The sequence below is a fragment of the Klebsiella sp. 141203 genome (assembly GCF_032601985.1).
GTDB lineage: Bacteria > Pseudomonadota > Gammaproteobacteria > Enterobacterales > Enterobacteriaceae > Klebsiella > Klebsiella aerogenes.
In genome coordinates, this window is sequence record NZ_JAQIRL010000003.1 from 34,206 (window position 1) to 58,821 (window position 24,616).

General features: G+C 56.6%; 21 protein-coding genes. 15 read left to right on the plus strand and 6 right to left on the minus strand.

Going from position 1 to position 24,616, the window contains the following annotated elements:
* Nucleotides 1-283 precede the first annotated feature (283 nt).
* Nucleotides 284-754 carry a transcriptional regulator ArgR gene (gene argR, locus PGR29_RS12735; RefSeq protein WP_015369474.1) on the minus strand — a complete coding sequence of 157 codons (471 nt, stop codon included), beginning with the start codon at nt 752-754 and terminating at the stop codon, nt 284-286.
* A gap of 540 nt (nt 755-1,294) precedes the next feature.
* On the opposite strand from argR, the gene mdh reads away from it, so the two are divergent.
* The 10 genes from mdh (at nt 1,295) to PGR29_RS12785 (ending at nt 11,303) form a co-directional block, all read left to right on the plus strand.
* Entirely contained in the window at nt 1,295-2,233 is a 939-nt protein-coding gene (mdh, locus tag PGR29_RS12740) for a malate dehydrogenase (protein WP_045397222.1), read from the plus strand.
* 131 nt (nt 2,234-2,364) lie between these two features.
* Nucleotides 2,365-2,994: a GntR family transcriptional regulator gene (locus PGR29_RS12745; protein WP_213317948.1), complete on the plus strand. Its 630-nt coding sequence runs from the start codon at nt 2,365-2,367 to the stop codon at nt 2,992-2,994.
* Entirely contained in the window at nt 2,981-3,646 is a 666-nt protein-coding gene (locus tag PGR29_RS12750) for a GntR family transcriptional regulator (RefSeq protein WP_087859177.1), read from the plus strand. The genes PGR29_RS12745 and PGR29_RS12750 overlap by 14 nt, the downstream gene beginning before the upstream one ends.
* 200 nt (nt 3,647-3,846) lie before the next feature.
* Nucleotides 3,847-5,115: an SLC13 family permease gene (locus PGR29_RS12755; protein ID WP_087859178.1), complete on the plus strand. Its 1,269-nt coding sequence runs from the start codon at nt 3,847-3,849 to the stop codon at nt 5,113-5,115.
* Nucleotides 5,116-5,147: 32 nt separating this feature from the next.
* The gene (ttdA, locus tag PGR29_RS12760) at nt 5,148-6,047 is read left to right on the plus strand and encodes a L(+)-tartrate dehydratase subunit alpha (protein WP_087859179.1); all 900 of its coding nucleotides are present in this window, start codon (nt 5,148-5,150) and stop codon (nt 6,045-6,047) included.
* The gene (gene ttdB, locus PGR29_RS12765; protein ID WP_015703618.1) at nt 6,047-6,664 is read left to right on the plus strand and encodes a L(+)-tartrate dehydratase subunit beta; all 618 of its coding nucleotides are present in this window, start codon (nt 6,047-6,049) and stop codon (nt 6,662-6,664) included. Before ttdA ends, ttdB begins: the two co-directional genes overlap by 1 nt.
* Nucleotides 6,665-6,806: 142 nt before the next feature.
* Nucleotides 6,807-7,055 (plus strand): oxaloacetate decarboxylase subunit gamma, encoded by a 249-nt coding sequence (locus PGR29_RS12770; RefSeq protein WP_087859670.1) that lies wholly within the window; start codon nt 6,807-6,809, stop codon nt 7,053-7,055.
* Between the two features lie 15 nt (nt 7,056-7,070).
* Nucleotides 7,071-8,831: a sodium-extruding oxaloacetate decarboxylase subunit alpha gene (oadA, locus tag PGR29_RS12775; protein ID WP_316424662.1), complete on the plus strand. Its 1,761-nt coding sequence runs from the start codon at nt 7,071-7,073 to the stop codon at nt 8,829-8,831.
* A 15-nt stretch (nt 8,832-8,846) separates the two neighbouring features.
* Nucleotides 8,847-10,148 (plus strand): oxaloacetate decarboxylase subunit beta, encoded by a 1,302-nt coding sequence (locus PGR29_RS12780; protein WP_087859668.1) that lies wholly within the window; start codon nt 8,847-8,849, stop codon nt 10,146-10,148.
* A 456-nt stretch (nt 10,149-10,604) separates the two neighbouring features.
* Nucleotides 10,605-11,303, plus strand: a complete 699-nt coding sequence (locus tag PGR29_RS12785; RefSeq protein ID WP_213316680.1) for a hypothetical protein — start codon at nt 10,605-10,607, stop codon at nt 11,301-11,303.
* Nucleotides 11,304-11,331: 28 nt separating this feature from the next.
* Here PGR29_RS12785 and degS read toward each other — a convergent pair whose 3' ends face one another.
* The 3 genes from degS to zapG all read right to left on the minus strand — a co-directional run bounded on the left by degS (nt 11,332) and on the right by zapG (nt 14,417).
* Entirely contained in the window at nt 11,332-12,390 is a 1,059-nt protein-coding gene (gene degS / locus PGR29_RS12790) for an outer membrane-stress sensor serine endopeptidase DegS (protein ID WP_015703614.1), read from the minus strand.
* 87 nt (nt 12,391-12,477) lie between these two features.
* Nucleotides 12,478-13,845 (minus strand): serine endoprotease DegQ, encoded by a 1,368-nt coding sequence (gene degQ / locus PGR29_RS12795; RefSeq protein ID WP_045394989.1) that lies wholly within the window; start codon nt 13,843-13,845, stop codon nt 12,478-12,480.
* Nucleotides 13,846-14,018: 173 nt separating this feature from the next.
* Nucleotides 14,019-14,417, minus strand: coding sequence for a Z-ring associated protein ZapG (gene zapG, locus PGR29_RS12800; protein ID WP_015703613.1), 399 nt, complete (start codon nt 14,415-14,417; stop codon nt 14,019-14,021).
* A 190-nt stretch (nt 14,418-14,607) separates the two neighbouring features.
* Here zapG and zapE point away from each other — a divergent pair, with 190 nt between their 5' ends.
* From zapE to sspB, 5 genes are all read left to right on the plus strand, one after another.
* On the plus strand, nt 14,608-15,738 hold the full coding sequence (zapE, locus tag PGR29_RS12805) for a cell division protein ZapE (RefSeq protein WP_316424663.1): 1,131 nt from the start codon (nt 14,608-14,610) through the stop codon (nt 15,736-15,738).
* Nucleotides 15,739-15,985: 247 nt separating this feature from the next.
* Nucleotides 15,986-16,414, plus strand: coding sequence for a 50S ribosomal protein L13 (rplM, locus tag PGR29_RS12810; RefSeq protein WP_002918559.1), 429 nt, complete (start codon nt 15,986-15,988; stop codon nt 16,412-16,414).
* A gap of 15 nt (nt 16,415-16,429) precedes the next feature.
* The gene (rpsI, locus tag PGR29_RS12815) at nt 16,430-16,822 is read left to right on the plus strand and encodes a 30S ribosomal protein S9 (protein WP_000829818.1); all 393 of its coding nucleotides are present in this window, start codon (nt 16,430-16,432) and stop codon (nt 16,820-16,822) included.
* A gap of 309 nt (nt 16,823-17,131) precedes the next feature.
* Nucleotides 17,132-17,770: a stringent starvation protein SspA gene (gene sspA / locus PGR29_RS12820; RefSeq protein ID WP_015369483.1), complete on the plus strand. Its 639-nt coding sequence runs from the start codon at nt 17,132-17,134 to the stop codon at nt 17,768-17,770.
* Nucleotides 17,771-17,773: 3 nt separating this feature from the next.
* The gene (gene sspB / locus PGR29_RS12825; RefSeq protein ID WP_045394985.1) at nt 17,774-18,271 is read left to right on the plus strand and encodes a ClpXP protease specificity-enhancing factor; all 498 of its coding nucleotides are present in this window, start codon (nt 17,774-17,776) and stop codon (nt 18,269-18,271) included.
* A gap of 116 nt (nt 18,272-18,387) precedes the next feature.
* Here sspB and gltD read toward each other — a convergent pair whose 3' ends face one another.
* Both gltD and gltB read right to left on the minus strand, forming a co-directional pair.
* The gene (gltD, locus tag PGR29_RS12830) at nt 18,388-19,806 is read right to left on the minus strand and encodes a glutamate synthase subunit GltD (protein WP_015369485.1); all 1,419 of its coding nucleotides are present in this window, start codon (nt 19,804-19,806) and stop codon (nt 18,388-18,390) included.
* Between the two features lie 9 nt (nt 19,807-19,815).
* On the minus strand, nt 19,816-24,276 hold the full coding sequence (gltB, locus tag PGR29_RS12835) for a glutamate synthase large subunit (protein WP_072050360.1): 4,461 nt from the start codon (nt 24,274-24,276) through the stop codon (nt 19,816-19,818).
* Nucleotides 24,277-24,616 lie beyond the last annotated feature (340 nt).

Consider the following 24,616-nt stretch of genomic DNA (forward strand, 5'->3'; position numbering starts at 1 on the left):
TGCTAATTGTTTTCAGTGTAAATAATTTCCAAGAAATGTCGTTTTTATAACGTATAAGAATTAGAAATGTCATTCATGGGGTGAATGTCATGATTATTTATATTTAAATCAAATAGATATTGCGCTTTGATCTTTTGTGCGCTTTAGCCGTTATCATTCGGTAAAGGAATGTATAGAGGTGGAAAACCACACTAAATGTTAAAAAAATGCTGCTTTATTTGAAGGTTTGGGGAATAGCATTTTGCGGGGAAGAACCCTCTGGCAGGAACCAGAGGGGGAGCGCTTAGAGTTCCTGTTCGAACAGGACCAGAATCGCGTCGTAGAGATCTTTAACGGAAAAACCGCGGGCAGGGGTGGTAAAGATAGTGTCATCACCCGCGATACTACCCAGAATACCTTCGGCTTTGCCTAAGGAATCCAGCAGGCGTGCGATCAGCTGCGCCGCGCCGGGGCTGGTGTGGATCACTACCACTGCATCGTTATAATCGATGTCCAGCACCAGGTTTTTCAGCGGGCTGGAGGTCGTCGGCACGCCGAGTTCGGCAGGCAAACAGTAGACCATTTCCATTTTGGCGTTACGCGTACGAACGGCGCCAAACTTTGTCAGCATGCGGGAAACTTTCGATTGGTTGATGTTCTCGAAACCTTCTTCCTGCAGCGCCTGAACGATTTCGCCTTGCGAGCTGAATTTTTCTTCTTTAAGCAGCGATTTAAACGCTTTAACCAGTTCTTCTTGTTTTGCCGAACTACGCATAAGTCACCCAGATTATGGTGGTAAAAACAACATCATTATGCATACAAGTGCATTTTTATGCAAATAATCCGCAAGGGAATAGCGTAAATAATGTTATGAAAGGCGCATATTTTAGCAAATAACCCTGATGAGGAACATGCTTGCATCACAGCGGGTAAATTGCTGTAAAAGTGAAATAAATGTTATGAAATTGATATTGTTTTGCCGAGCGAGCTGGGTGTATTGTAACCAATAGTCGATCCGGTACTACGGCTTTGCTGGATGGCCAGTCTCAGGAAGAAAAATGCGAATTTGCTGCATCATTGCGCGTACCCCGCATTCTTCAGCCATAATTATTGTAATTGTTCATCTTGTGAATTAAGGTCCAGGCGACGGAATAACGAAAGACTATACCCGTCATACTTCGAGCTGCATGGGCGTTGGCTGCAATCGTTCACCCCAGTCACTTACTTCAGTAAGCTCCTGGGGATTCACTCTCTTGCCGCCTTCCTGCAACTCGAATTATTTAGGGTGTAAATTAACCATAATAAGGAGTTTAGGATGAAAGTTGCAGTCCTCGGCGCCGCTGGTGGAATCGGCCAGGCGCTTGCCCTACTACTTAAGACCCAACTGCCTTCAGGTTCAGAGCTCTCGTTGTACGACATCGCTCCGGTTACGCCGGGCGTGGCGGTAGATCTAAGTCATATTCCCACAGATGTAAAAATCAAAGGTTTCTCCGGTGAAGATGCCACCCCGGCGCTGGAAGGCGCTGATGTGGTGCTGATTTCCGCCGGCGTCGCGCGTAAGCCCGGCATGGATCGTTCCGACTTATTTAATGTTAATGCCGGTATCGTTAAAAACCTGGTGCAGCAGATTGCGAAAACTTGTCCGCAGGCCTGCATCGGTATTATCACCAACCCGGTAAATACCACCGTCGCTATCGCCGCCGAAGTGCTGAAAAAAGCCGGCGTGTACGATAAAAACAAACTGTTTGGCGTTACCACTCTCGATATCATTCGTTCTAATACTTTTGTCGCCGAGCTCAAAGGCAAGTCGGCCACCGAGGTTGAAGTTCCGGTCATTGGCGGCCACTCTGGCGTCACTATCCTGCCTTTATTGTCGCAGATTTCTGGCGTCAGCTTTAGCGAGCAGGAAGTCGCGGATCTCACTAAACGTATTCAAAACGCCGGGACGGAAGTCGTGGAAGCGAAAGCGGGCGGCGGGTCGGCAACACTCTCTATGGGCCAGGCCGCTGCGCGTTTCGGGCTCTCACTGGTGCGTGCCATGCAGGGTGAAAAAGGCGTGGTTGAATGTGCCTACGTCGAAGGCGACGGCCAGTATGCCCGTTTCTTCTCGCAGCCGCTGCTGTTGGGCAAAAATGGCGTGGAAGAGCGCCAGTCCATCGGTAAACTCAGCGCTTTTGAACAACAGGCGCTGGAAGGCATGCTGGATACGCTGAAGAAAGATATCGCCCTCGGCGAAGATTTCGTGAATAAGTAATGTCTACTTAGCAGAAAAGCCGGAACCGTCGTTCCGGCTTTTTTATCGCCTCATATCCCTGCCGAATGCGCCGTCTGGCGGCTAAATCTGCTAAAATCCCCGCGTCTTAAGCCCCAAGCAATGAGGACGTTGTGAAAAAGATCGACAGAAAGCAGACCAGGGACCACATTACGCAAATCATTCGCTATCAAATTCTTTCCGGAGCGATGAAAGCGGGAGATGAGCTGGCGCAGGAGAGTATTGCCGAGCAGCTAGGGCTTTCACGTATGCCGGTTAGAGAAGCGTTGCAGTCTCTTGAACAAGAGGGGTTTCTGGTGCGCTTGCCTAACCGTCATATGCAGGTATCAAAGCTGGTGCCCGATGATGTTAGCCATATTTTTCGCGTGATAGCGGTGATGGCTGCCGAATTGTTCACTCTCGTGCCGACAAACCAGGGGGAATTGCTGCTCGGGCGCGCGCAGGCCCTGGCGCAGCCTGGCGACAAAACTCGCGAACTGGATTTTCATCAGTTACTGATTTCCTATCTTGATAACCGTTATCTGGCGAAGGCATATCAGCAATTTTTGGATGGATATATTTCTTATGTCATTCTGTATCTGAAAGACGATAGCCAGGAATCGGCACTGATACTACATGAACTGGCTGGAGCCATTAGCCGCGGCGATGCGGGCAATATTGCTCAGGCAACACAGCGTTATTTCCTCATGCTTGCGGAAATTATGCGTCAACATATGAAGGATTGGGAAAGTGCAGAAGCCTAAATTAGGGAAAATTAAGCTTCTTTCGGCGAAAGAGCAGGTCGCGGCGGTATTACGCAAAGCGATTCTTTCGCGGGATTTAGTGGAAGGGCAGGAGATAACTCTCGAAGGCATTGCCCGCATGGTTGGGGTTTCCAGCATGCCGGTGCGCGAAGCGTTTCAGATTTTAGCCGCCGATGGCCTGATTAAAGTCCGCCCCAATAAAGGGGCGGTGGTGTTAGGGATCAACGAGCAGACGATTCGCGAGCATTATGAAATTCGCGCGCTGCTGGAAAGTGAGGCGGTGGCGAAGGCATCTCGTCCCGGCACGGATATTTCGCGCATTGCCCAGGTACACTACTCAGCAGAAAAAGCGCTGGCCGATAATAACTTCACTGAATATTCCGACCTGAATCAGGCTTTCCATATGGAGATCTGGAACGCCGCGGGCAACGAAAAAATGAAGATGCTGCTCTGCAACATGTGGAACGGACTGTCGATGGGGCACAAGGTCACCGAAGCGGAGTATGCGGCTATCTCGATACAGGAACATAAAGAGATTTTACAGGCACTTGAACAGCATAATGAAGAGCTGGCGCGTCAGCGCATGCGCGAGCATATTATCCGCTCAATGGAAAATATGCTCACGCGATACCTTCCCGAAACCTCTGTATAGCGCTAAAGCCTGCTGGTTTTAGTCGCATTCATCAACGCTATTAATCATCTCTTGTGACGATCTGCAGAGGATCTTGATGCAGATCGCACTGCGCGATCTTTGTTTAAAAACGCATTGACTTACTTTTTGCATGGGCATAATTTCTCCCTCGTCAATATTGGATACAATATCATATATCATTGATAGGGATAATTATAAATATGGAACCGATTACCATCACCTTATGTTTGCTGGTGTTCGCTATCGTCATGTTCGTCTGGGAGAAGGTGCCTTTGGCAGTGACTTCCATGGTGGTCTGCGTGGCGTTAGTGCTCACCGGCGTGTTGGATCTAAAACAAGCTTTTGCCGGTTTTATCGACTCCAACGTCATTCTTTTTGTCGCCATGTTCATCGTCGGCGGGGCGTTATTTGAAACCGGGATGGCCAATAAAGTTGGTGGGGTGATCACTCACTTCGCCAAAACCGAAAAACAGCTGATTTTCACCATCATGGTGGTCGTCGGCGTGATGTCGGGTTTTCTTTCCAACACCGGTACGGCGGCGGTACTGATCCCGGTAGTGATTGGCGTGGCGGCGAAATCGGGTTTTGCCCGCTCTCGTTTACTGATGCCGCTGGTTTTTGCCGCCGCGCTCGGCGGTAACCTGTCGCTGATTGGCGCGCCCGGCAACCTGATCGCGCAATCGGCGTTGCAGAATATCGGTAGCGGGTTTGGTTTCTTTGAGTATGCGAAGGTGGGTTTACCGATGCTGCTCTGCGGCATCCTCTATTTCCTGACTATCGGCTATAAATTCCTGCCTGCTACCGCGAATGGCGGTGAAGTCGGTAGCGTCGGCGAACAGCGAGATTACAGCCACGTTCCGCGCTGGAAACAGATCCTGTCTCTGGTGGTGCTGATCGCCACGATCCTCGGCATGATTTTTGAGAAACAGACCGGCATTAGCCTGACGGTGGCAGGCTGTATCGGTGCGTTAGTTCTGGTGTTTACCGGCGTGCTGACGGAAAAGCAGGCCTATAAAGCGATTGATTCACAGACTATTTTCATTTTTGGCGGCACGCTGGCGCTGGCAAAAGCGCTGGAAATGACCGGTGCTGGGAAGCTGGTTGCCGATCATGTCATCGGCATGCTGGGCCAGAACTCTTCCCCATTCATGTTGATGGCGGTGGTCTTTGCGCTGTCCGTCATCATGACCAACTTTATGTCCAATACCGCCACCGTCGCGCTACTGGTACCGGTGAGTTTGTCGATCGCGGCCGGTATGGGCGCCGATCCGAAAGCGGTTTTGATGGCGACCGTTATCGGCAGCTCCTGCGCCTACGCGACGCCGATCGGCATGCCCGCCAACATGATGGTGCTATCGGCCGGCGGCTATAAGTTTGTCGATTACGCCAAATCCGGCCTTCCTCTGATTCTCGTTTCTACCATTGTCAGCCTCGTACTGCTGCCAATTCTTTTCCCTTTTCACCCGTAATTTACGGACGCTGTTCTGACTAAGGAGCCTTTATGAGCAAAAGCGAACAGATATCCCGAATGACCGATATTATGGCCAAATTCGTGGGATATACCGGCAAAGTATTGCCTGATGACGTCACTGCAAAACTGAAAGAGTTGCATAAAAAAGAGACCAGCCATCTGGCGGACGTCATCTTTACCACCATGATTGAAAACCAGCGTCTGGCGAAAGAGCTGGATCGTCCGTCTTGCCAGGACACCGGCGTGATTCAGTTTTTGGTTGAGTGCGGCGCCAACTTCCCGCTGATTGGCGAGCTGGAAGCGCTGCTGCGCGAATCGGTGATTAAAGCCACCGTGGATTCTCCGCTGCGCCACAACAGCGTAGAGACCTTTGACGAATACAACACCGGTAAAAACGTGGGTAAAGGTACGCCGACGGTATTCTGGGAGATTGTCCCTGATTCTGACCAGTGCAGTATTTACACCTATATGGCCGGCGGCGGCTGCTCGCTGCCGGGTAAAGCGATGGTGCTAATGCCGGGCGCTGGATACGAAGGCGTAACTCGTTTCGTGCTGGATGTCATGACCAGTTATGGCCTGAACGCCTGTCCGCCGCTGCTGGTTGGCGTTGGCGTCGCGACTTCCGTTGAAACCGCGGCGCTACTGTCGAAGAAAGCGCTGATGCGCCCGGTGGGGTCGCACAATGAGAATGAACGTGCCGCATCGCTGGAGAAAATGCTCGAAGACGGCATTAATAAAATCGGCCTTGGCCCGCAGGGAATGTCCGGTAACACCTCGGTGATGGGCGTCAATATCGAAAATACCGCGCGCCATCCTTCCACCATCGGCGTGGCGGTCAACGTCGGCTGCTGGTCGCACCGCAAAGGACATATCGTTTTCGATAAAGATTTGAATTACACCATTACGTCTCACACAGGAGTGGCTTTCTGATGACTAAAAAAATACTCACTACGCCAATTAAAGATGAAGATTTAGCTGATATTAAAGCGGGCGATATTATTTATCTCAATGGTCATATTGTTACCTGTCGTGATGTTGCTCATCGTCGTTTAATTGAAGGCGGTCGCGAATTACCGGTCAACGTTGCCGGCGGCGCGATATTACATGCCGGACCCATTGTACGGCCGATTAAAGGTACGGAAGATAAATTTGAAATGGTTTCTGTTGGGCCAACCACCAGTATGCGCATGGAGAAATTTGAAAAAGAATTTATTGCTAAGACCGGTGTGAAATTAATCGTCGGCAAAGGCGGCATGGGTAAGGGGACCGAAGAGGGCTGTGCCGAACATAAAGCGCTCCACTGTGTCTTCCCGGCCGGCTGCGCGGTGGTCGCCGCGGTCTGTGTAGAAGAAATTGAAGATGCCCAGTGGCGTGATTTGGGGATGCCTGAAACCTTATGGGTTTGCCGGGTGAAAGAGTTCGGTCCACTGATTGTGTCGATCGATACCCACGGGAATAACCTGTTTGAGCAGAATAAAGTGATATTTAATCAGCGCAAAGAGATTGTCGCTGATGAAATCTGTCAGCACGTAAGTTTTATTAAATAACTCCCGGTTAAATATATTGCGCAGTAGTGGCGAAAATTAATTTCCGCGATAAAGAGGCTTCTGACTATGTGGTCTGGGGAAATCCACTCGGCTATCGCGGCTGTTTATTACGCCATTATTGCGCCCCTCCAAAGGCTATTTTATGACTGATGCTGCGCTGTTAGGCGAAGGCTTCACCCTGATGTTTCTTGGCATGGGCTTCGTGCTGCTGTTTCTGCTGCTGCTCATTTTCGCCATCCGGGGGATGTCCGTCGCCGTTACCCGTCTGTTTCCTGAGCCGCCTGCCGCGCCCAAAGCGGCGCCCGCGGCCGTCGCGCCCGCCGACGACTTCGCCCGTTTAAAACCGGCGATTGTCGCCGCCATTCACCACCATCGCCGCCTTAATCCTTAATTCACGGAGGAATTTATGACCGTTGCCATTACCGATGTCGTCCTGCGCGACGCCCACCAGTCCCTGTTCGCCACCCGTCTGCGTCTCGACGATATGCTGCCCGTTGCGGCCGCGCTCGACGACGTCGGCTACCGCTCGCTGGAATGCTGGGGCGGCGCCACCTTTGACGCCTGCATCCGCTTCCTCGGCGAGGACCCGTGGCTCCGCCTGCGCGAGCTGAAAAAGGCGATGCCGAAAACCCCGCTGCAGATGCTGCTGCGCGGCCAGAACCTGCTTGGCTACCGCCACTACGCCGATGACGTGGTGGAGCGCTTCGTGGAGCGCGCCGTCAAAAACGGCATGGACGTGTTCCGCGTCTTCGATGCCATGAACGACCCGCGCAACATGCAGGCCGCCCTGCAGGCGGTCCGCCGCCACGGCGCCCACGCCCAGGGCACCCTCAGCTACACCACCAGCCCGGCGCACACTCTGCAGACCTGGCTCGACCTCACCGAACAGCTGCTGGAGACCGGCGTCGACTCCATCGCCATCAAGGACATGTCCGGCATCCTCACCCCGCATGCCGCCTTTGAGCTGGTCAGCGAAATCAAAAAACGCTATGCCGTCACCCTGCACCTGCACTGCCACGCCACCACCGGCATGGCGGAAATGGCGCTGCTGAAGGCCATTGAAGCCGGCGTCGACGGCGTTGATACCGCCATCTCCTCGATGAGCGCCACCTACGGCCACCCGGCTACCGAAGCGCTGGTGGCCACCCTCGCCGGCACGCCGTACGACACCGGCCTCGATATCCACAAGCTGGAGAGCATCGCCGCGTACTTCCGCGAGGTGCGCAAAAAATACCACGCCTTCGAAGGCCAGCTGAAAGGCACCGACAGCCGCATCCTGGTCGCCCAGGTGCCGGGCGGGATGCTCACCAACCTCGAAGGCCAGCTCAAACAGCAGAGCGCCGCCCACCGTCTGGATGAAGTACTGGCGGAAATTCCCCGCGTGCGCGAGGACCTCGGCTTCATCCCGCTGGTCACCCCGACCTCGCAGATAGTCGGCACCCAGGCGGTGCTCAACGTGCTGGGCGGCGAGCGCTACAAAACCATCGCTAAAGAGACCGCCGGTATCCTGAAAGGCGAATACGGCCACACCCCGGCGCCGGTTAACGCCGCCCTGCAGGCGCGGGTGCTCAACGGCGCCGACGCCGTCACCTGCCGCCCGGCGGATTTACTCAAGCCGGAGCTGGCGGAGCTTGAAGCCGACGTGAAACACCAGGCGCAGGAGAAGGGCATCACGCTTGCCGAAAACGCCATCGACGACGTGCTCACCGTGGCGCTGTTCCCGCAGGTCGGCCTGAAGTTCCTCGAAAACCGCCACAACCCGGCGGCCTTTGAGCCCGTGCCGCAGGTGGAAGAAGCAAAATCTGCCGCGCCGGCAAAAGCCGCCGCCTCCGGCGTCTACACCGTCGAAGTGGAAGGCAAAGCCTTCGTGGTCAAGGTCAGCGACGGCGGCGACGTCAGCCAGCTCAGCGCCGCTGCGCCGGTAGCCGCTGCCGCCCCGGCCCCGGCAGGCGCCGGCACCCCGGTGACCGCGCCGCTGGCGGGCACTATCTGGAAGGTGCTGGCCAGCGAAGGCCAGGCGGTGGCGGAAGGCGAGGTACTGCTGATTCTGGAAGCCATGAAGATGGAAACCGAAATCCGCGCCGCGCAGGCCGGTACCGTACGCGGTATCGCGGTGAAATCCGGCGATGCGGTGGCGGTCGGCGACACCCTGCTGCAGCTGGCGTAAGGACGAGGAGCGCAAATGGAAAGTCTGAACGCCCTGATTCAGGGCATGGGGCTGATGCACCTGGGGGCCGGCCAGGCGGTGATGCTGCTGGTCAGCCTGCTGCTGCTGTGGCTGGCGATTGCGAAAAAGTTCGAGCCGTTACTGCTGCTGCCGATTGGCTTTGGCGGCCTGCTCTCCAATATTCCGGAGGCCGGGCTGGCGCTGAGCGCGCTGGAAAACCTGCTGGCCCATCACGACCCGGTCCAGCTGGCGGTGATTGCCGCGAAGCTCAACTGCGCGCCGGACGTCCACGCCATCAAGGAGGCGCTGGCCCTGGCCCTGCCGTCGGTGCAGGGGCAGATGGAGACGCTGGCGGTGGACATGGGCTACTCCTCCGGGGTGCTGGCCATCTTCTATAAGGTGGCGATTGGCTCGGGTATCGCGCCGCTGGTGATCTTTATGGGCGTCGGGGCGATGACCGATTTCGGCCCGCTGCTGGCCAACCCGCGCACCCTGCTGCTGGGGGCGGCGGCGCAGTTCGGGATCTTCGCCACCGTGCTCGGGGCGCTGGCGCTGAACTACTTCGGCTTCATCCACTTCACCCTGCCGCAGGCGGCGGCCATCGGCATCATCGGCGGCGCCGACGGCCCGACGGCTATCTACCTGTCGAGCAAACTGGCGCCGGAGCTGCTGGGGGCCATCGCGGTGGCCGCCTACTCCTATATGGCGCTGGTGCCGCTGATCCAGCCGCCGATCATGAAGGCGCTGACCAGCGACAAAGAGCGGAAGATCCGCATGGTACAGCTGCGTACGGTGAGCAAACGCGAGAAGATCCTCTTCCCGGCGGTGCTGTTGCTGCTGGTGGCGCTGCTGCTGCCGGACGCCGCGCCGCTGCTGGGGATGTTCTGCTTCGGCAACCTGATGCGCGAAAGCGGCGTGGTGGATCGTCTTAGCGACACGGTGCAGAACGCGCTGATCAACATTGTCACCATCTTCCTCGGGCTGTCGGTGGGGGCCAAACTGGTGGCGGACAAGTTCCTGCAGCCGCAGACGCTGGGGATCCTGCTGCTGGGGGTGATCGCCTTCTGCGTGGGCACCGCGGCCGGGGTGATCATGGCGAAGCTGATGAACGTGTTCAGTAAACACAAGATCAACCCGCTGATTGGCTCCGCCGGGGTGTCGGCGGTGCCGATGGCGGCGAGGGTGTCCAACAAGGTGGGTCTGGAAGCGGACGGGCAGAACTTCCTGCTGATGCACGCGATGGGCCCGAACGTGGCCGGGGTGATCGGCTCGGCGATCGCCGCCGGGGTGATGCTCAAGTACGTGCTGGCGATGTAACCGGCATCCTTCCCGGATGGCGGCTGGCGCCTTATCCGGGCTACCGGTCCGCTCCGGTTTGTTGCCCCGGTAAGCGCAGCGCCACCGGGGAGAGGTTCCCGGATGGCGGCTGGCGCCTTATCCGGGCGACCGGTCCGCTCCGGTTTGTAGCCCCGGTAAGCGCAGCGCCACCGGGGAGAGGTTCCCGGATGGCGGCTGGCGCCTTATCCGGGCTACCGGTCCGCTCCGGTTTGTAGCCCCGGTAAGCGCAGCGCCACCGGGGAGAGGTTCCCGGATGTCGGCTGAGGCCTTATCCGGGCTACCGGTCCGCTCCGGTTTGTAGCCCCGGTAAGCGCAGCGCCACCGGGGAGAGGTTCCCGGATGGTGGCTGGCGCCTTATCCGGGCGACCGGTCCGCTCCGGTTTGTAGCCCCGGTAAGCGTAGCGCGAGCCGGGAATTTTCCCTGAGGAGGCTTTGATGAATGAAACGGTAGCATTACGTCCTGGCAGCAGGTCATCGGCAAAAGAGGGAGTCGTTGATGACACCCTGGCGTCGCTGGAGGAGCTTGAACAACTGCACCCGGCGCTGAATCTGTTGGCGCACCCGTCAATCGACCATGGCAGCCATGATTTCTTTGTCTGTTGTTATGACGCGGGTGTACAGCATGCGCAGACCGGGGAGGATGAAACGGTAGCGGCGTTGCTGGGTTCGCGGACGCATGAGCAGCAAAGGAGCGGCCTGCTTTGCGCCGCCGCCGGGCATCTGGATGCGCTGCGCCAGCCGCTGACGCATAACCGTTTATGCGATCTGGCCGGGCAGATGTGCGCCAGCGTGGCGCAGGCTGATAGTGAATCGCGCAGCGGTTTCTACAGCGTACGCAGTATCTCGCTGCCGGTGTATCGACGATTGCTGCGGGACAGTCATTCGCACAGCGTTTGTTTACAGCAGTCGCTGCTGCATTTGCTGGCCTGGAAGAGTGAATCGCCGTGGGCGCGGCAGCAGGCGCAACGGCTGTTGTGGCAGGGCGGCGTTCTCGGCGAGAGAGGGGAGTTCGCGTTACTGACGCTGGATGATGAACTGCGGGAGCGGCAGGTCCGCTGGCCATCGTTGTGGTCGCTGCTGGCGGTGACCGGGTTTCTGGCCAGATTCCCGGCCGGGCCGCTGTTTGTTGATTAATCGCGCTCCGATAACGGAGCGCTAATCGTTAATTTGTCGCCGGATATTCCTGTACCGCCACGTGCAGGGTGATTTTCTTATCATCGCGCATGATGACCACCGGGATTTCTGAACCCGGGCGAATTTCTGCGACCTGGTCCATGGTTTCCAGCGCCGAAACCGCTGGTTTATCGTTCACTGAGATGATCACGTCATTAGCGCGGATCCCCGCCTGCGCCGCCGGGCCATCCGGGGCGACGTCATTGACGACGATCCCCTGGATCTGATCCATGCCGCCGCTCTGCGCATGCATCGGCGCGATCTCGCGGCCGCTGATCCCGATGTAACCGCGGATCACCCGGCCGTCACGGATCAGTTTATCCATGATCTTGGTCGCCAGCTGGAACGGGATGGCAAAGCCGATCCCTTCCGGCGTTTCGCCGTCATTGCTCTTATCGAATGACAGGGTGTTAATTCCCATCAGTTCACCCAGCGAGTTGACCAGCGCGCCGCCGGAGTTGCCGTGGTTGATAGAAGCATCGGTTTGCAGGAAATTCTGCCGCCCGGTAGGGTTCAGGCCGATACGACCGGTCGCGCTGATGATGCCCTGGGTGATGGTTTGCCCGAGGTTATACGGGTTGCCTATCGCCAGTACTACATCGCCGATGTGTGGAACGCGTTTCGGGTTAATCGGGATGACCGGCAGGCCGCCGCTGGCGTTGATTTTGAGCACCGCCAGGTCGGTCAGGGTATCAGAACCGACCAACAGGGCTTCAAATACCCGTCCATCCTGCAAAGCGATGATTATCTGATCGGCATCGTTGATGACGTGCTTGTTGGTGAGGATATATCCGCGTTGGTCCATGATAACGCCGGAGCCAAGCGTCAGCTGGTTATGGCTGGTGCTGTTCAGCGCGCGGTTATAGACGTTGACCACCGCAGGCGCGGCGCGTCTTACCGCAGCATTATAGCTGGCGGGCGATTCATCAGCGGTATCGCTCGGCGTCGCCGATGAGAGTTGCCACTGGCGCAGCGAAGGCATCGCCGCCAGCAGGATGCCGCCGACGATTAAACCGATAAGGACTGAACGTAAAAGCTTTCCTGGCATGATGCGAATATCGTTAATTAATGGGCAGGCGCAGCATAGCATGACTTATCCGGACATCGCACGACGCACGATGTCCGGAAGCAGCCGTCAGCGTAGCAGCAGATAAATGCTTTCGTTACCGCGCAGCACATTCAGCGCGATGACGGCCGGTTTGGTTTCCAGCACTTTACGTAGCTCGGCGATGGAACGCACGCGCTGGCGGTTGAGGCCGATAATCAGATCGTCTTTATGCAAGCCAACCTGCGCCGCCGCGCTGCCTTTATCGACGTTATCGATGGTCACGCCCTTAGTGCCGTCTTTCAGCTGGCCATCGCTTAGCGCCGCTCCCTGCAGGGCCGGGATAATCAGATCGGCGCTGGCGGTGGAAGAGGTGCTCTTATCCAGCGTGACTTCGACATCCAATGGTTTGCCGTCGCGCAGTAGCCCCAGTTTCACTTTAGTGCCAGGGGCGGTAGTGGCGATACGCGAACGCAGCTCGGCGAAGCTGCTTAGCGGCTTGCCGTTCATGCTGACGATAACGTCACCGGATTTAATCCCCGCTTTTGCGGAGCCGGAATTGGCCAGGACTTCGCTTACGAAGGCGCCGCGCTGAGCGTTGATGTTCATCGCTTTGGCGATATCCGCGCTCATTTCCATGCCTTTAATGCCCAGCAGGCCGCGTTTGATTTCGCCGTATTGAATAAGCTGATCGGCGAGGGTCTTCGCCATGTTGCTCGGAATGGCGAAGCCGATGCCGATGCTGCCGCCGCCCGGCGCCAGAATGGCGGTATTAATGCCGATAAGCTCGCCGTTGAGATTCAGCAGCGCGCCGCCGGAGTTGCCGCGGTTAATTGAGGCATCGGTCTGAATAAAGTTTTCCAGCCCTTCGAGATTAAGGCCGCTTCGGCCCAGCGCGGAGATGATGCCGGAAGTGGCGGTTTGGCCGAGGCCGAAGGGGTTGCCGACGGCAACGGCGAAATCGCCGACGCGCAGCTTGTCGGAATCCGCGATGGCGATTTGCGTTAAATTGCTGGGTTTTAAAACCTGCAGCAGAGCGATATCGCTCTGCTCGTCGCTGCCGACCAGTTTGGCATCGAACTCGCGGCCATCGTTCAACTGAATGCTGATTTTCTGCGCCTGGCTTATTACGTGGTTGTTGGTCAGCACGTAGCCTTTGGCGGCGTCGATAATCACCCCTGAACCGAGGCCTTCAAACGGCTGCGCCTGCTCTTGCGGCGCGTTATCGCCGAAGTATTTTTTCAGCTCTTCCGGCATATTCTGCACCGGCGAGGCGGTGCCTTCTACCTGCACGCTCACCACCGCAGGCAATACTTTTTCCAGCATCGGCGCGAGGCTCGGTAGCGCGCCCTGGCCTGGAACCTGGGTCGGCAGTGATGCCGCCGCCGGAGGCAGGACCGACAACGATAATCCAATGCTTAACGCTAACGCACTCAACAGCAAAGTCTGTTTCTTCATTAGATGCTGGCTCTCGTAACCTGAGGTGTATGGAAAAAACGTCCGAATGATTTGATGTTATTGAATTTTCGACCGGCTAACAATGCGGTCCGTGCTTAAATTGTAGCTGGGATGCAGGGGGAAGACGGGCGCGGAAGGCGCGCCCGGTAAATATTTTTACGCAGACAGCGGGATCAGTCGCGTTTCGCGCCACCGCGCAGCAGGCCGGATGCGCCTTCAGAATAATCGCGCGGCATCTGGACAGGCGCCTGATCGTTGCTGGCTTCGGACTCCGCCAGGCGATTGCGGAACGGATTAGCTTCCGCCATCGCGTCCGGCAGCAGGCTGCTGGAGCTTTTTGCCATGTGCTGATACAGCTGACGGTAGTCATCCGCCATGTTGTCCAGCAGTTCTGCGCTGCGCGCAAAATGGCTGACCAGCTCTTCGCGATACTCTTCAAGCTCTGCTTTATTCTTTTCCAGTTCGAACTGCAGCGCTTGTTGCTGACGCAATTTGCGGTTACCAAAACGCATGGCGACGGCACCGATGATGATACCGACGACTAATCCAATTAGCGCGTATTCCCAGGTCATGAACATCTCCCGTTGTTTTGTGGTTCCGTAGGGTGGCTGTTAGGCTCTCCGCCTGCGCCCGATAGTGCCACTATAACCGCTAATTCCACAGAAGTGGAATCCTGGCGTATCATCGCGTACTGTAGAACCGCCTTTTTTTCGTCAATCGTGCGTCACGGCGCCACGGTTTTCAAGGAATAACAATAAGATCATGCAAAGCCTGTCCCCAACATCGCGTTACCTTTTAGCTCTCAAAGAGGGCAGCCATCAACCTGACGACGTGCAACAAGAAGCGGTCAGCCGCCTCGATACCATCTATCGTGAACTGCAGGAAAAACCTGTAGCCGCAGCGCCCGCGGGCGGCGGGCTGCGGGCGAAATTCAGCAAACTACTCGGCAAGCGCGAACCGACGGCGGAAGCAACCGCCGTGCGTGGCCTGTATATGTGGGGCGGCGTGGGGCGCGGTAAAACCTGGCTGATGGATATGTTTTATCAAAGCCTGCCGGGCGAACGTAAACAGCGCCTGCATTTCCATCGCTTTATGTTGCGCGTGCACGAAGAGTTAACCACCCTGCAGGGGCATAGCGACCCGCTGGAGATCGTTGCCGATCGCTTTAAAGCGCAAACCGATGTGTTGTGCTTCGACGAGTTTTTTGTCTCCGACATCACCGATGCCATGCTGCTCGGCGGCTTAATGAAAGCGCTGTTCTCGCGTGGGATTACGCTGGTCGCTACCTCGAACATCCCGCCGGACGAACTCTACCGCAATGGTCTGCAACGCGCGCGTTTCCTGCCGGCGATAGACGCCATCAAACAGCACTGCGACATTATGAACGTGGATGCGGGGATTGATTACCGCCTGCGCACTTTGACCCAGGCGCATCTGTGGCTGTCGCCGCTCGATGGCGAGACCAGCCAGCAAATGGATAAGCTCTGGTTGGCGCTGGCGGGGGCTAAACGCGAGCAGATGCCGACGCTGGAAATTAACCACCGGCCGCTGCCGACGTTGGGCGTGGAAAACCAGACCCTGGCGGCGTCGTTTGACACGCTGTGCGTGGATGCGCGCAGCCAGCATGATTACATCGCGCTGTCACGCCTGTTCCACACCGTGATGTTGTTCGATGTGCCGGTGATGACGACGCAGCTCGAGAGCGAAGCGCGGCGCTTTATCGCGCTGGTGGATGAATTCTACGAACGCCACGTGAAGCTGGTGGTCAGCGCGGCGGTACCGCTGTATGAGATCTATCAGGGCGAACGCCTGAAATTTGAGTTCCAGCGCTGTTTATCGCGCCTGCAGGAAATGCAAAGCGAAGAGTATCTGAAGCAGCCGCACATGCCCTGAATCCAGCCTTCTTCTCACGCTGAGAAAAACCTGCTGCAAATCACATAAAGGGGTCGATCTTTGGCCCCTACTTCTCTATAATCTTGCGACCCCACGTTACGAGAAGGTTTTTTTTCCCGAAATCTTCTATGTGCTGGCATAGGCTATTCGAAGGGGTAGGTTTGCCGGACTTTGTCGTGTGAACCTCAACTGACTAAACGTTTGGGTGTTCACCAACGTGTAACTTATTTATTTGGGTAAGCTTTTAATGAAAACTTTTACAGCTAAACCAGAAACCGTAAAACGCGACTGGTATGTTGTTGACGCGACCGGTAAAACTCTGGGCCGTCTGGCTACTGAACTGGCTCGTCGCCTGCGCGGTAAGCACAAAGCGGAATACACTCCGCACGTTGATACTGGTGATTACATCATCGTTCTGAACGCAGAAAAAGTTGCTGTAACCGGCAACAAGCGCGAAGACAAAATGTACTACCACCACACCGGCCACATCGGTGGTATCAAAGAAGCGACCTTTGAAGAGATGATTGCCCGCCGTCCTGAGCGTGTGATTGAAATCGCGGTTAAAGGCATGCTGCCAAAAGGCCCGCTGGGTCGTGCTATGTACCGTAAACTGAAAGTTTACGCTGGTAACGAGCACAACCACGCGGCACAGCAACCGCAAGTTCTTGACATCTAATCGGGATTATAGGCAATGGCTGAAAATCAATACTACGGCACTGGTCGCCGCAAAAGTTCCGCAGCTCGCGTTTTCATCAAACCGGGCAACGGCAAAATCGTAATCAACCAGCGTTCGCTGGAACAGTACTTCGGTCGTGAAACTGCCCGCATGGTAGTTCGTCAGCCGCTGGAACTGGTCGACATGGTTGAGAAACTGGATCTGTACATCACTGTTAAAGGTGGTGGTATCTCTGGTCAGGCTGGTGCGATCCGTCACGGTATCACCCGCGCTCTGATGGAGTACGACGAGTCCCTGCGTTCTGAACTGCGTAAAGCTGGCTTCGTTACTCGTGACGCTCGTCAGGTTGAACGTAAGAAAGTCGGTCTGCGTAAAGCACGTCGTCGTCCGCAGTTCTCCAAACGTTAATTGTTTTCTGCTCACGCAGAACAATTTGCGAAAAAACCCGCTTCGGCGGGTTTTTTTATGGATAAAACAGCTGTTATCCACAAAGAAATGGTCTGTTCTTACCACTTTTTCAGCATTTCCAGAATACCCTCACCACAACGTCCGCAAAATCTGGTAAACTATCATCCAATTTTCTGCCCAAATGCTGGTGGTTGTTCATTTTTTAGTTAATCAATGAACATATCGTCGCCGTGCGAATGGGGTTTATACATCTGGCTGGCCATGCGTGGTCGGCAGCAGTAAAAATTCTGAATATACCTGGAGGTTTTCATGGCTGTCGCTGCCAACAAACGTTCGGTAATGACGCTGTTTTCTGGTCCTACTGACATCTATAGCCATCAGGTCCGCATCGTGCTGGCCGAAAAAGGTGTCAGTTTTGAGATAGAGCACGTGGAGAAGGATAACCCGCCTCAGGATCTGATTGACCTCAACCCGAATCAAAGCGTCCCGACGCTGGTGGATCGTGAGCTCACTCTGTGGGAATCCCGCATCATTATGGAATACCTGGATGAGCGTTTCCCGCATCCGCCGCTAATGCCGGTTTACCCGGTGGCGCGTGGTGAAAGCCGTCTGTACATGCAACGTATCGAGAAAGACTGGTATTCGCTGATGAATACCATCCAGACCGGTACCGCGGCCCAGGCTGATGCCGCTCGTAAGCAGCTGCGTGAAGAACTGCAGGCGATTGCGCCGGTCTTTACTCAGAAGCCTTACTTCCTGAGCGACGAATTCAGCCTGGTCGATTGCTACCTGGCTCCGCTGCTGTGGCGTTTGCCGGTTCTCGGCGTAGAACTGGTGGGGGCTGGCGCGAAAGAGCTTAAGGGCTATATGACTCGCGTCTTCGAACGTGATTCTTTCCTCGCTTCTTTAACTGAAGCCGAGCGTGAAATGCGCCTCGGCCGGGGCTAAATAATGGATGTATCACAGCTGACGCCGCGTCGCCCGTACCTGCTGCGGGCGTTCTATGAGTGGCTGCTGGATAACCAGCTGACTCCGCACCTGGTCGTCGATGTGACGCTGCCAGGCGTTCTCGTGCCGATGGAGTACGCTCGCGACGGCCAAATCGTTCTGAACATTGCGCCGCGTGCGGTGGGCAATCTGGAACTGGCGAATGACGAAGTGCGCTTTAACGCTCGCTTCGGCGGCGTACCGCGCAACGTTTCCGTGCCGCTGGCTGCGGTACTCGCTATCTATGCCCGTGAGAACGGCGCAGGAACGATGTTTGAACCTGAAGCGGCCTATGACGAAGATGTCAGCAGCCTCAACGATGATGACGTTGCGCCTGAGAGCGAAAACGAAACGGTGATGTCGGTGATTGATGGCGATAAGCCGGATAATCACGATGACGATCCTGACGATACGCCACCGCCGCCGCGCGGTGGTCGTCCGGCGCTGCGCGTTGTGAAGTAATTCCTGACAGGCCCTCCGGGGCCTGTTTTTTTTGCCCACGCTTAACCACGATCAAGCATAAAAAAGCCCGGTGGCGTTAACCATCGGGCTTTTATGCGCTGAGACTCAGGCTTTAATCAGACTTCAAGGTAATTGAGGATACCGTCTGCCGCTTTGCGGCCTTCGGCAATCGCCGTTACCACCAGGTCTGAACCGCGAACGATATCGCCGCCGGCAAAGATTTTCGGGTTGCTGGTCTGGAACGCGTTGTCGCTGCCTTCCGGGGCGATGATGCGGCCCTGAGAATCCAGCTCGACGCTATGCTTCGCCAGCCATTCCATGCTATGTGGACGGAAACCAAACGCCATCACCACCGCGTCTGCGGGCACCACGTGCTCGGAACCGGCGACGATTTCCGCGCGGCGGCGGCCTTTCGCATCCGGCTGGCCCATTTCGGTGCGCGCCATTTTCACGCCGCACACTTTGCCGTTGGCATTCACTTCCACGCCCAGCGGCTGGACGTTGAACTGGAATTCGACACCCTCTTCACGCGCGTTTTTCACTTCACGTTTGGAGCCTGGCATGTTTTCTTCGTCACGGCGATAGGCGCAGATAACGTGCGCCGCCCCCTGACGAACAGAGGTCCGCACGCAGTCCATCGCGGTGTCGCCGCCGCCGAGAACTACCACGCGTTTGCCTTCCATACTGACGAAGGGTTCGTGCGCCGTTTCGCCAAAGCCCATGATCTGTTTGGTGTTGGCGATAAGGAACGGCAGCGCGTCATACACGCCGTTGGCATCTTCGTTTTCCAGCCCGCCGCGCATGGACTGGTAGGTGCCCACGCCCAGAAATACCGCGTCGTATTCTTTCAGCAGATCGTCGAGCTGGACGTCACGACCCACTTCGGTATTGAGCCGGAATTCAATCCCCATGCCGGTGAAGATCTCGCGGCGGCGGGTCATCACCTCTTTTTCCAGCTTAAACGCCGGGATGCCGAAGGTCAGCAGACCGCCGATTTCCGGATGACGATCGAAGACGATAGCCTTCACGCCGTTGCGGGTCAGCACATCCGCGCAGGCCAGGCCTGCCGGACCGGCGCCGATAATGGCGACGGTTTTTCCGGTTTGCTTCACGCCGGACAAGTCCGGGCGCCAGCCCATCTCAAACGCCTTATCGTTGATATAGCGTTCAATGTTGCCGATGGTCACCGCGCCGAACTCATCGTTCAGGGTGCAGGAACCTTCGCACAGGCGGTCCTGCGGGCAGACACGTCCGCAGACTTCCGGCAGGGTGTTGGTCTGATGCGACAGCTCCGCCGCTTCAAAAATACGCCCCTCGTTGGCCAGTTTCAGCCAGTTAGGGATGTAGTTGTGCACCGGACATTTCCATTCGCAGTACGGGTTGCCGCAGGAGAGGCAGCGATCCGCCTGCGCCTTGGCCTGGCCTTCTGAAAACGGCTCGTAAATTTCTACAAATTCAATTTTACGGATCTTCAGCGGTTTCTTTGGCGGATCAACGCGCTGCAGGTCGATAAATTGGTATACGTTCTGACTCATCTTAACCCCTTACTGCGCCTGCACCCGCAGCTCAGCTGCGGAACGACTACGGTGACCCAACAGTGCTTTAACATCGCTGGACTTCGGTTTAACCAGCGCAAACTTCGCCGCGAAGGCCGGCCAGTTGGCGAGGATCTCTTCGCCGCGCTGCGAACCGGTAAGCTGGACGTGCTCGGTAATTAAGCCGCGCAGGTGCTCCTCATGGATAGCCAGCGTGTCCACGTCCAGAACTTCCACCAGTTCGGGGTTAACGCGTTTACGGAAGTCGCCATCTTCATCCAGGACGTAAGCAAAGCCGCCGGTCATACCTGCGCCGAAGTTCACGCCGGTTTTCCCCAGGATACAGACAATACCGCCGGTCATGTATTCACAACCGTTGTCGCCGATGCCTTCCACCACGGTGATGGCGCCGGAGTTACGTACCGCAAAGCGTTCGCCCGCGCGTCCTGCCGCGTACAGACGACCGCCGGTCGCGCCATACAGACAGGTGTTGCCAATGATGCTTGCTTCATGGCTACGGAAGGCGGAGCCGACCGGAGGACGAATCGACAGCAGACCGCCCGCCATGCCTTTACCCACGTAGTCGTTGGCATCGCCGGTCAGGTGCAGCTCAACGCCGCCGGCGTTCCAGACGCCGAAGCTCTGGCCCGCGGTACCGCTAAAGTGGGCGGTAATCGGGTCGGCGGCCAGCCCCTGGTCGCCGTGAGTCTGGGCGATATAACCGGACAGCGACGCCCCAACGGAACGGTCGGTGTTGCGAATATCGAACCAGAACGTTTTGCTCTGTTTGTTATCCACATACGGCTTCGCCTGCTGCAGCAGCTGCGCGTTGAGCACGCCGTTATCGAACGGCGGGTTGCTCTCGGTGCAGTACAGCGCCTTGCCTGGCAGTGGCTCAGCGGTTTCCAGCAGCTTGCCGAGCTCCAGTTTCTGCTGTTTCGCCGTAAAGCCTTCCAGTTCTTTCAGCAGGTCGGTGCGGCCGATCAGGTCCACCAGACGCTTCACGCCCAGCTGCGCCATCAGCTCGCGGGTTTCGCGGGCGATGAATTCAAAGTAGTTGGTCACTTTGAACGGCAGGCCGTGGTAGTGGTTCTTACGCAGTTTGTCGTCCTGGGTCGCCACGCCGGTGGCGCAGTTGTTCAGATGACAGATACGCAGGTATTTACAGCCCAGCGCGACCATTGGGCCGGTGCCGAAGCCGAAGCTTTCCGCGCCAAGGATCGCCGCTTTGATGATATCGAGGCCGGTTTTCAGGCCGCCGTCTACCTGCAGGCGAATTTTATGACGCAAGCCGTTGGCGACCAGCGCCTGCTGGGTTTCCACCAGGCCAAGTTCCCACGGACAGCCGGCATATTTCACCGATGAGAGCGGGCTCGCCCCGGTGCCGCCATCGTAGCCGGCGATAGTGATTAGGTCTGCGTAGGCTTTCGCCACGCCGGTGGCGATAGTGCCGACACCCGGTTCGGAAACCAGTTTGACGGAAATCATCGCCTTCGGATTGACCTGCTTGAGGTCGAAAATCAGCTGCGCCAGATCCTCGATAGAGTAAATATCGTGGTGCGGCGGCGGGGAGATCAGCGTCACGCCCGGTACCGAATAACGCAGTTTGGCGATATAGGGCGTCACTTTGTCACCCGGCAACTGTCCGCCTTCACCAGGTTTCGCGCCCTGGGCGACTTTAATCTGGATTACGTCGGCATTCACCAGGTAGGCTGGAGTAACGCCGAAACGACCGGAAGCCACCTGCTTAATACGCGAGACTTTGTTGGTGCCGTAGCGCGCCGGGTCTTCACCGCCTTCACCGGAGTTGGAGAAGCCGCCGATGCTGTTCATCGCTTCCGCCAGTGATTCGTGCGCTTCCGGGCTCAGTGCGCCGATCGACATGGCCGCGGTATCGAAGCGTTTAAACAGCTCTTTCGCTGATTCCACCTCATTGATGCTAACGGCTTCATCGCCTGGGTTGAGCGCCAGCAGATCGCGCAGCGTGGCCGCCGGGCGTTCATTAACCAGCTTCGCGTATTCCTGATAATCACGGTATTCACCGCTCTGAACCGCCTGCTGCAGGGTGCGAACGACGTCCGGGTTATAGGCGTGATATTCGCCGCCGTGGACATATTTCAGCAAGCCGCCCTGAGCCAGCGGTTTACGCGCCAGCCATGCGCGTTTCGACAGATTCAGCAGGTCCTGCTGGAAGTCGTCGAAACCGGCGCCGCCGATGCGGCTCACTACGCCCTGGAAGCAGAGGTCGGCCACGTCGCGATGCAGACCGACCGCTTCGAACAGCTTCGAGCAGCGGTAGGAGGCGATGGTCGAGATCCCCATCTTCGACATGATTTTGTACAGGCCTTTGTTGATGCCGTTACGGTAGTTCAGCATCACCGCACGGTATTCTTTATCGATAGCTTTGCTATCTACCAGCTTCGCCAGGGTTTCATAAGCTAGATACGGATAGATAGCCGTCGCGCCAAAGCCCAGCAGCACCGCAAAGTGGTGCGGGTCTCGGGCGCTGGCGGTTTCGACGATGATGTTAGCGTCGCAGCGCAGGCTCTTATCGACGAGGCGCGTCTGGATGGCGCCAACGGCCATCGGCGCCGGTACCGGCAGACGATCTTTCGCGATGTTGCGGTCGGACAGCACCAGCAGTACGGTGCCGTTACGCACCATCTGTTCCGCTTTATCGCACAGCGCTTTTACCGTCTCGGCCAGCGTGGTTTCGTTGGCATCAAAGGTAATATCCAGGGTGTCGGCGCGATAGTGCTCCTCTTCCATGGTGGTCAGCTGTTTAAAGTCTGAGTAGAGCAGGATCGGCGATTTGAAGCTCAGACGGTGCGCCTGGCCTTCCGCTTCGCAGAAGACGTTCATTTCACGGCCGATACTGGTAGCCAACGACATCACGTGCGCTTCACGCAGCGGATCGATAGGCGGGTTTGTCACCTGGGCGAACTGCTGGCGGAAATAATCGTAAATGATACGCGGCTGGCTGGAGAGCACGGCGAATGGGGTATCATCGCCCATCGAACCGACCGCTTCCTGGCCATTTTCCCCAAGGACGCGCAGGACAGAGTCCAGCTCTTCGGCGCTGTAGTTAAACTGTTTCTGGTAGCTGGCGAGCGTGTCATCATCCAACTGACGGCTGCCGACTTCTTCTTCCGGCAGGTCTTCGAACGGCACCAGACGGCGGACGTTTTTCTCCATCCACTCTTTGTACGGATGGCGGCTTTTCAGATCGTTATCGGTTTCCGCCGAGTGCAGAATACGCCCGCTGCGGGTATCGATGACCATCAGCTCGCCAGGCCCAACGCGGCCTTTTTCCATCACCTCATCCGGCTGGTAGTCCCAGATACCGACTTCAGACGCACAGGTGATGAGTTTGTCTTTAGTGATGACGTAGCGCGCCGGACGCAGACCGTTACGGTCGAGGTTACAGGCGGCGTAGCGGCCGTCGGACATGACGATGCCCGCCGGGCCGTCCCACGGCTCCATATGCATGGAGTTAAAGTCGAAGAACGCGCGCAGCTCCGGATCCATGTCCGGGTTATTCTGCCAGGCTGGCGGTACCAGCAGGCGCATCGCGCGGACGATATCCATCCCGCCTGCCAGCAGCAGTTCCAGCATATTATCCATCGAGCTTGAATCAGAGCCGGTTTCATTGACGAACGGCGCGGCGTCATGCAGATCGGGGATCAGCGGGGTCTGGAATTTATAGGTACGGGCGCGGGCCCACTGGCGGTTACCGGTGATGGTATTGATTTCACCATTGTGCGCCAGATAGCGGAACGGCTGCGCCAGCGGCCAGCGCGGCACGGTATTGGTGGAGAAGCGCTGGTGGAACAGGCAGATGGCGGATTCCAGGCGCAGGTCCGCGAGGTCCAGGTAGAAGCGCGGCAGATCCGCCGGCATACACAGACCTTTATAGATATTAACCAGGTTCGACAGGCTACAAACGTAGAAATCTTTGTCTTCCTGCAGGCGCTTTTCAATGCGACGGCGGGCGATGAACAGACGGCGTTCCATATCGCGCGGACGCCAGCCTGCCGGGGCGTTAACAAAAATTTGTTCAATACGAGGCAGCGAGGAGAGGGCGATTTCACCGAGTACGCCTTCGTTAGTTGGCACATCGCGCCAGCCAACGATAGACAATGTTTCGCGTTGCAGCTCTTCTTCAACGATACGGCGCGCAGCGCTTGCCAGCTCGGGGTCTTTATTCAGGAACAGCATCCCGACGGCGTAGTTTTTGGCTAAGCGCCAGCCGCGCTCTTCCGCCACAATCCGGAAGAAACGATCGGGTTTTTGTAACAGCAGGCCGCAACCGTCGCCGGTTTTACCATCGGCAAGGATCGCGCCGCGGTGCTGCATTCGGGCCAGTGCGTGTATAGCGGTGCGCACTACCTTGTGGCTAGGTTCGCCTTCTATGTGGGCGATCAGGCCGAAACCACAGTTATCCCGCTCAAGGGATTTGTCGTACAACATATCAGTGAACCTCCCCAGGCTCTACGGGACGCCCCCTTAATCGATTGCGCGCAAGGCACAGCAAGAGCATGGCGACGGGGTAAGGGCATCTTTGCCTACCTCGCATTCGCCCTCTTTAAATCCTTTTCGCATCGGTACACAAGTTTGAGGACTTGCTATTAAGAGGGAATCTCAATTACTGCATAAATATGATGAGCAGAGCGCTCATCCAGAAAGCTTCCAGCGGATTCCCAACTTATCGAGAATCCACACTTACGTCAAATGGCAATCTTATTTATACAAAAGTGTGCTAAGAGGTGTTTAATATTATGATTTTAAAAAGAATTGTTGTTTTTTTAAA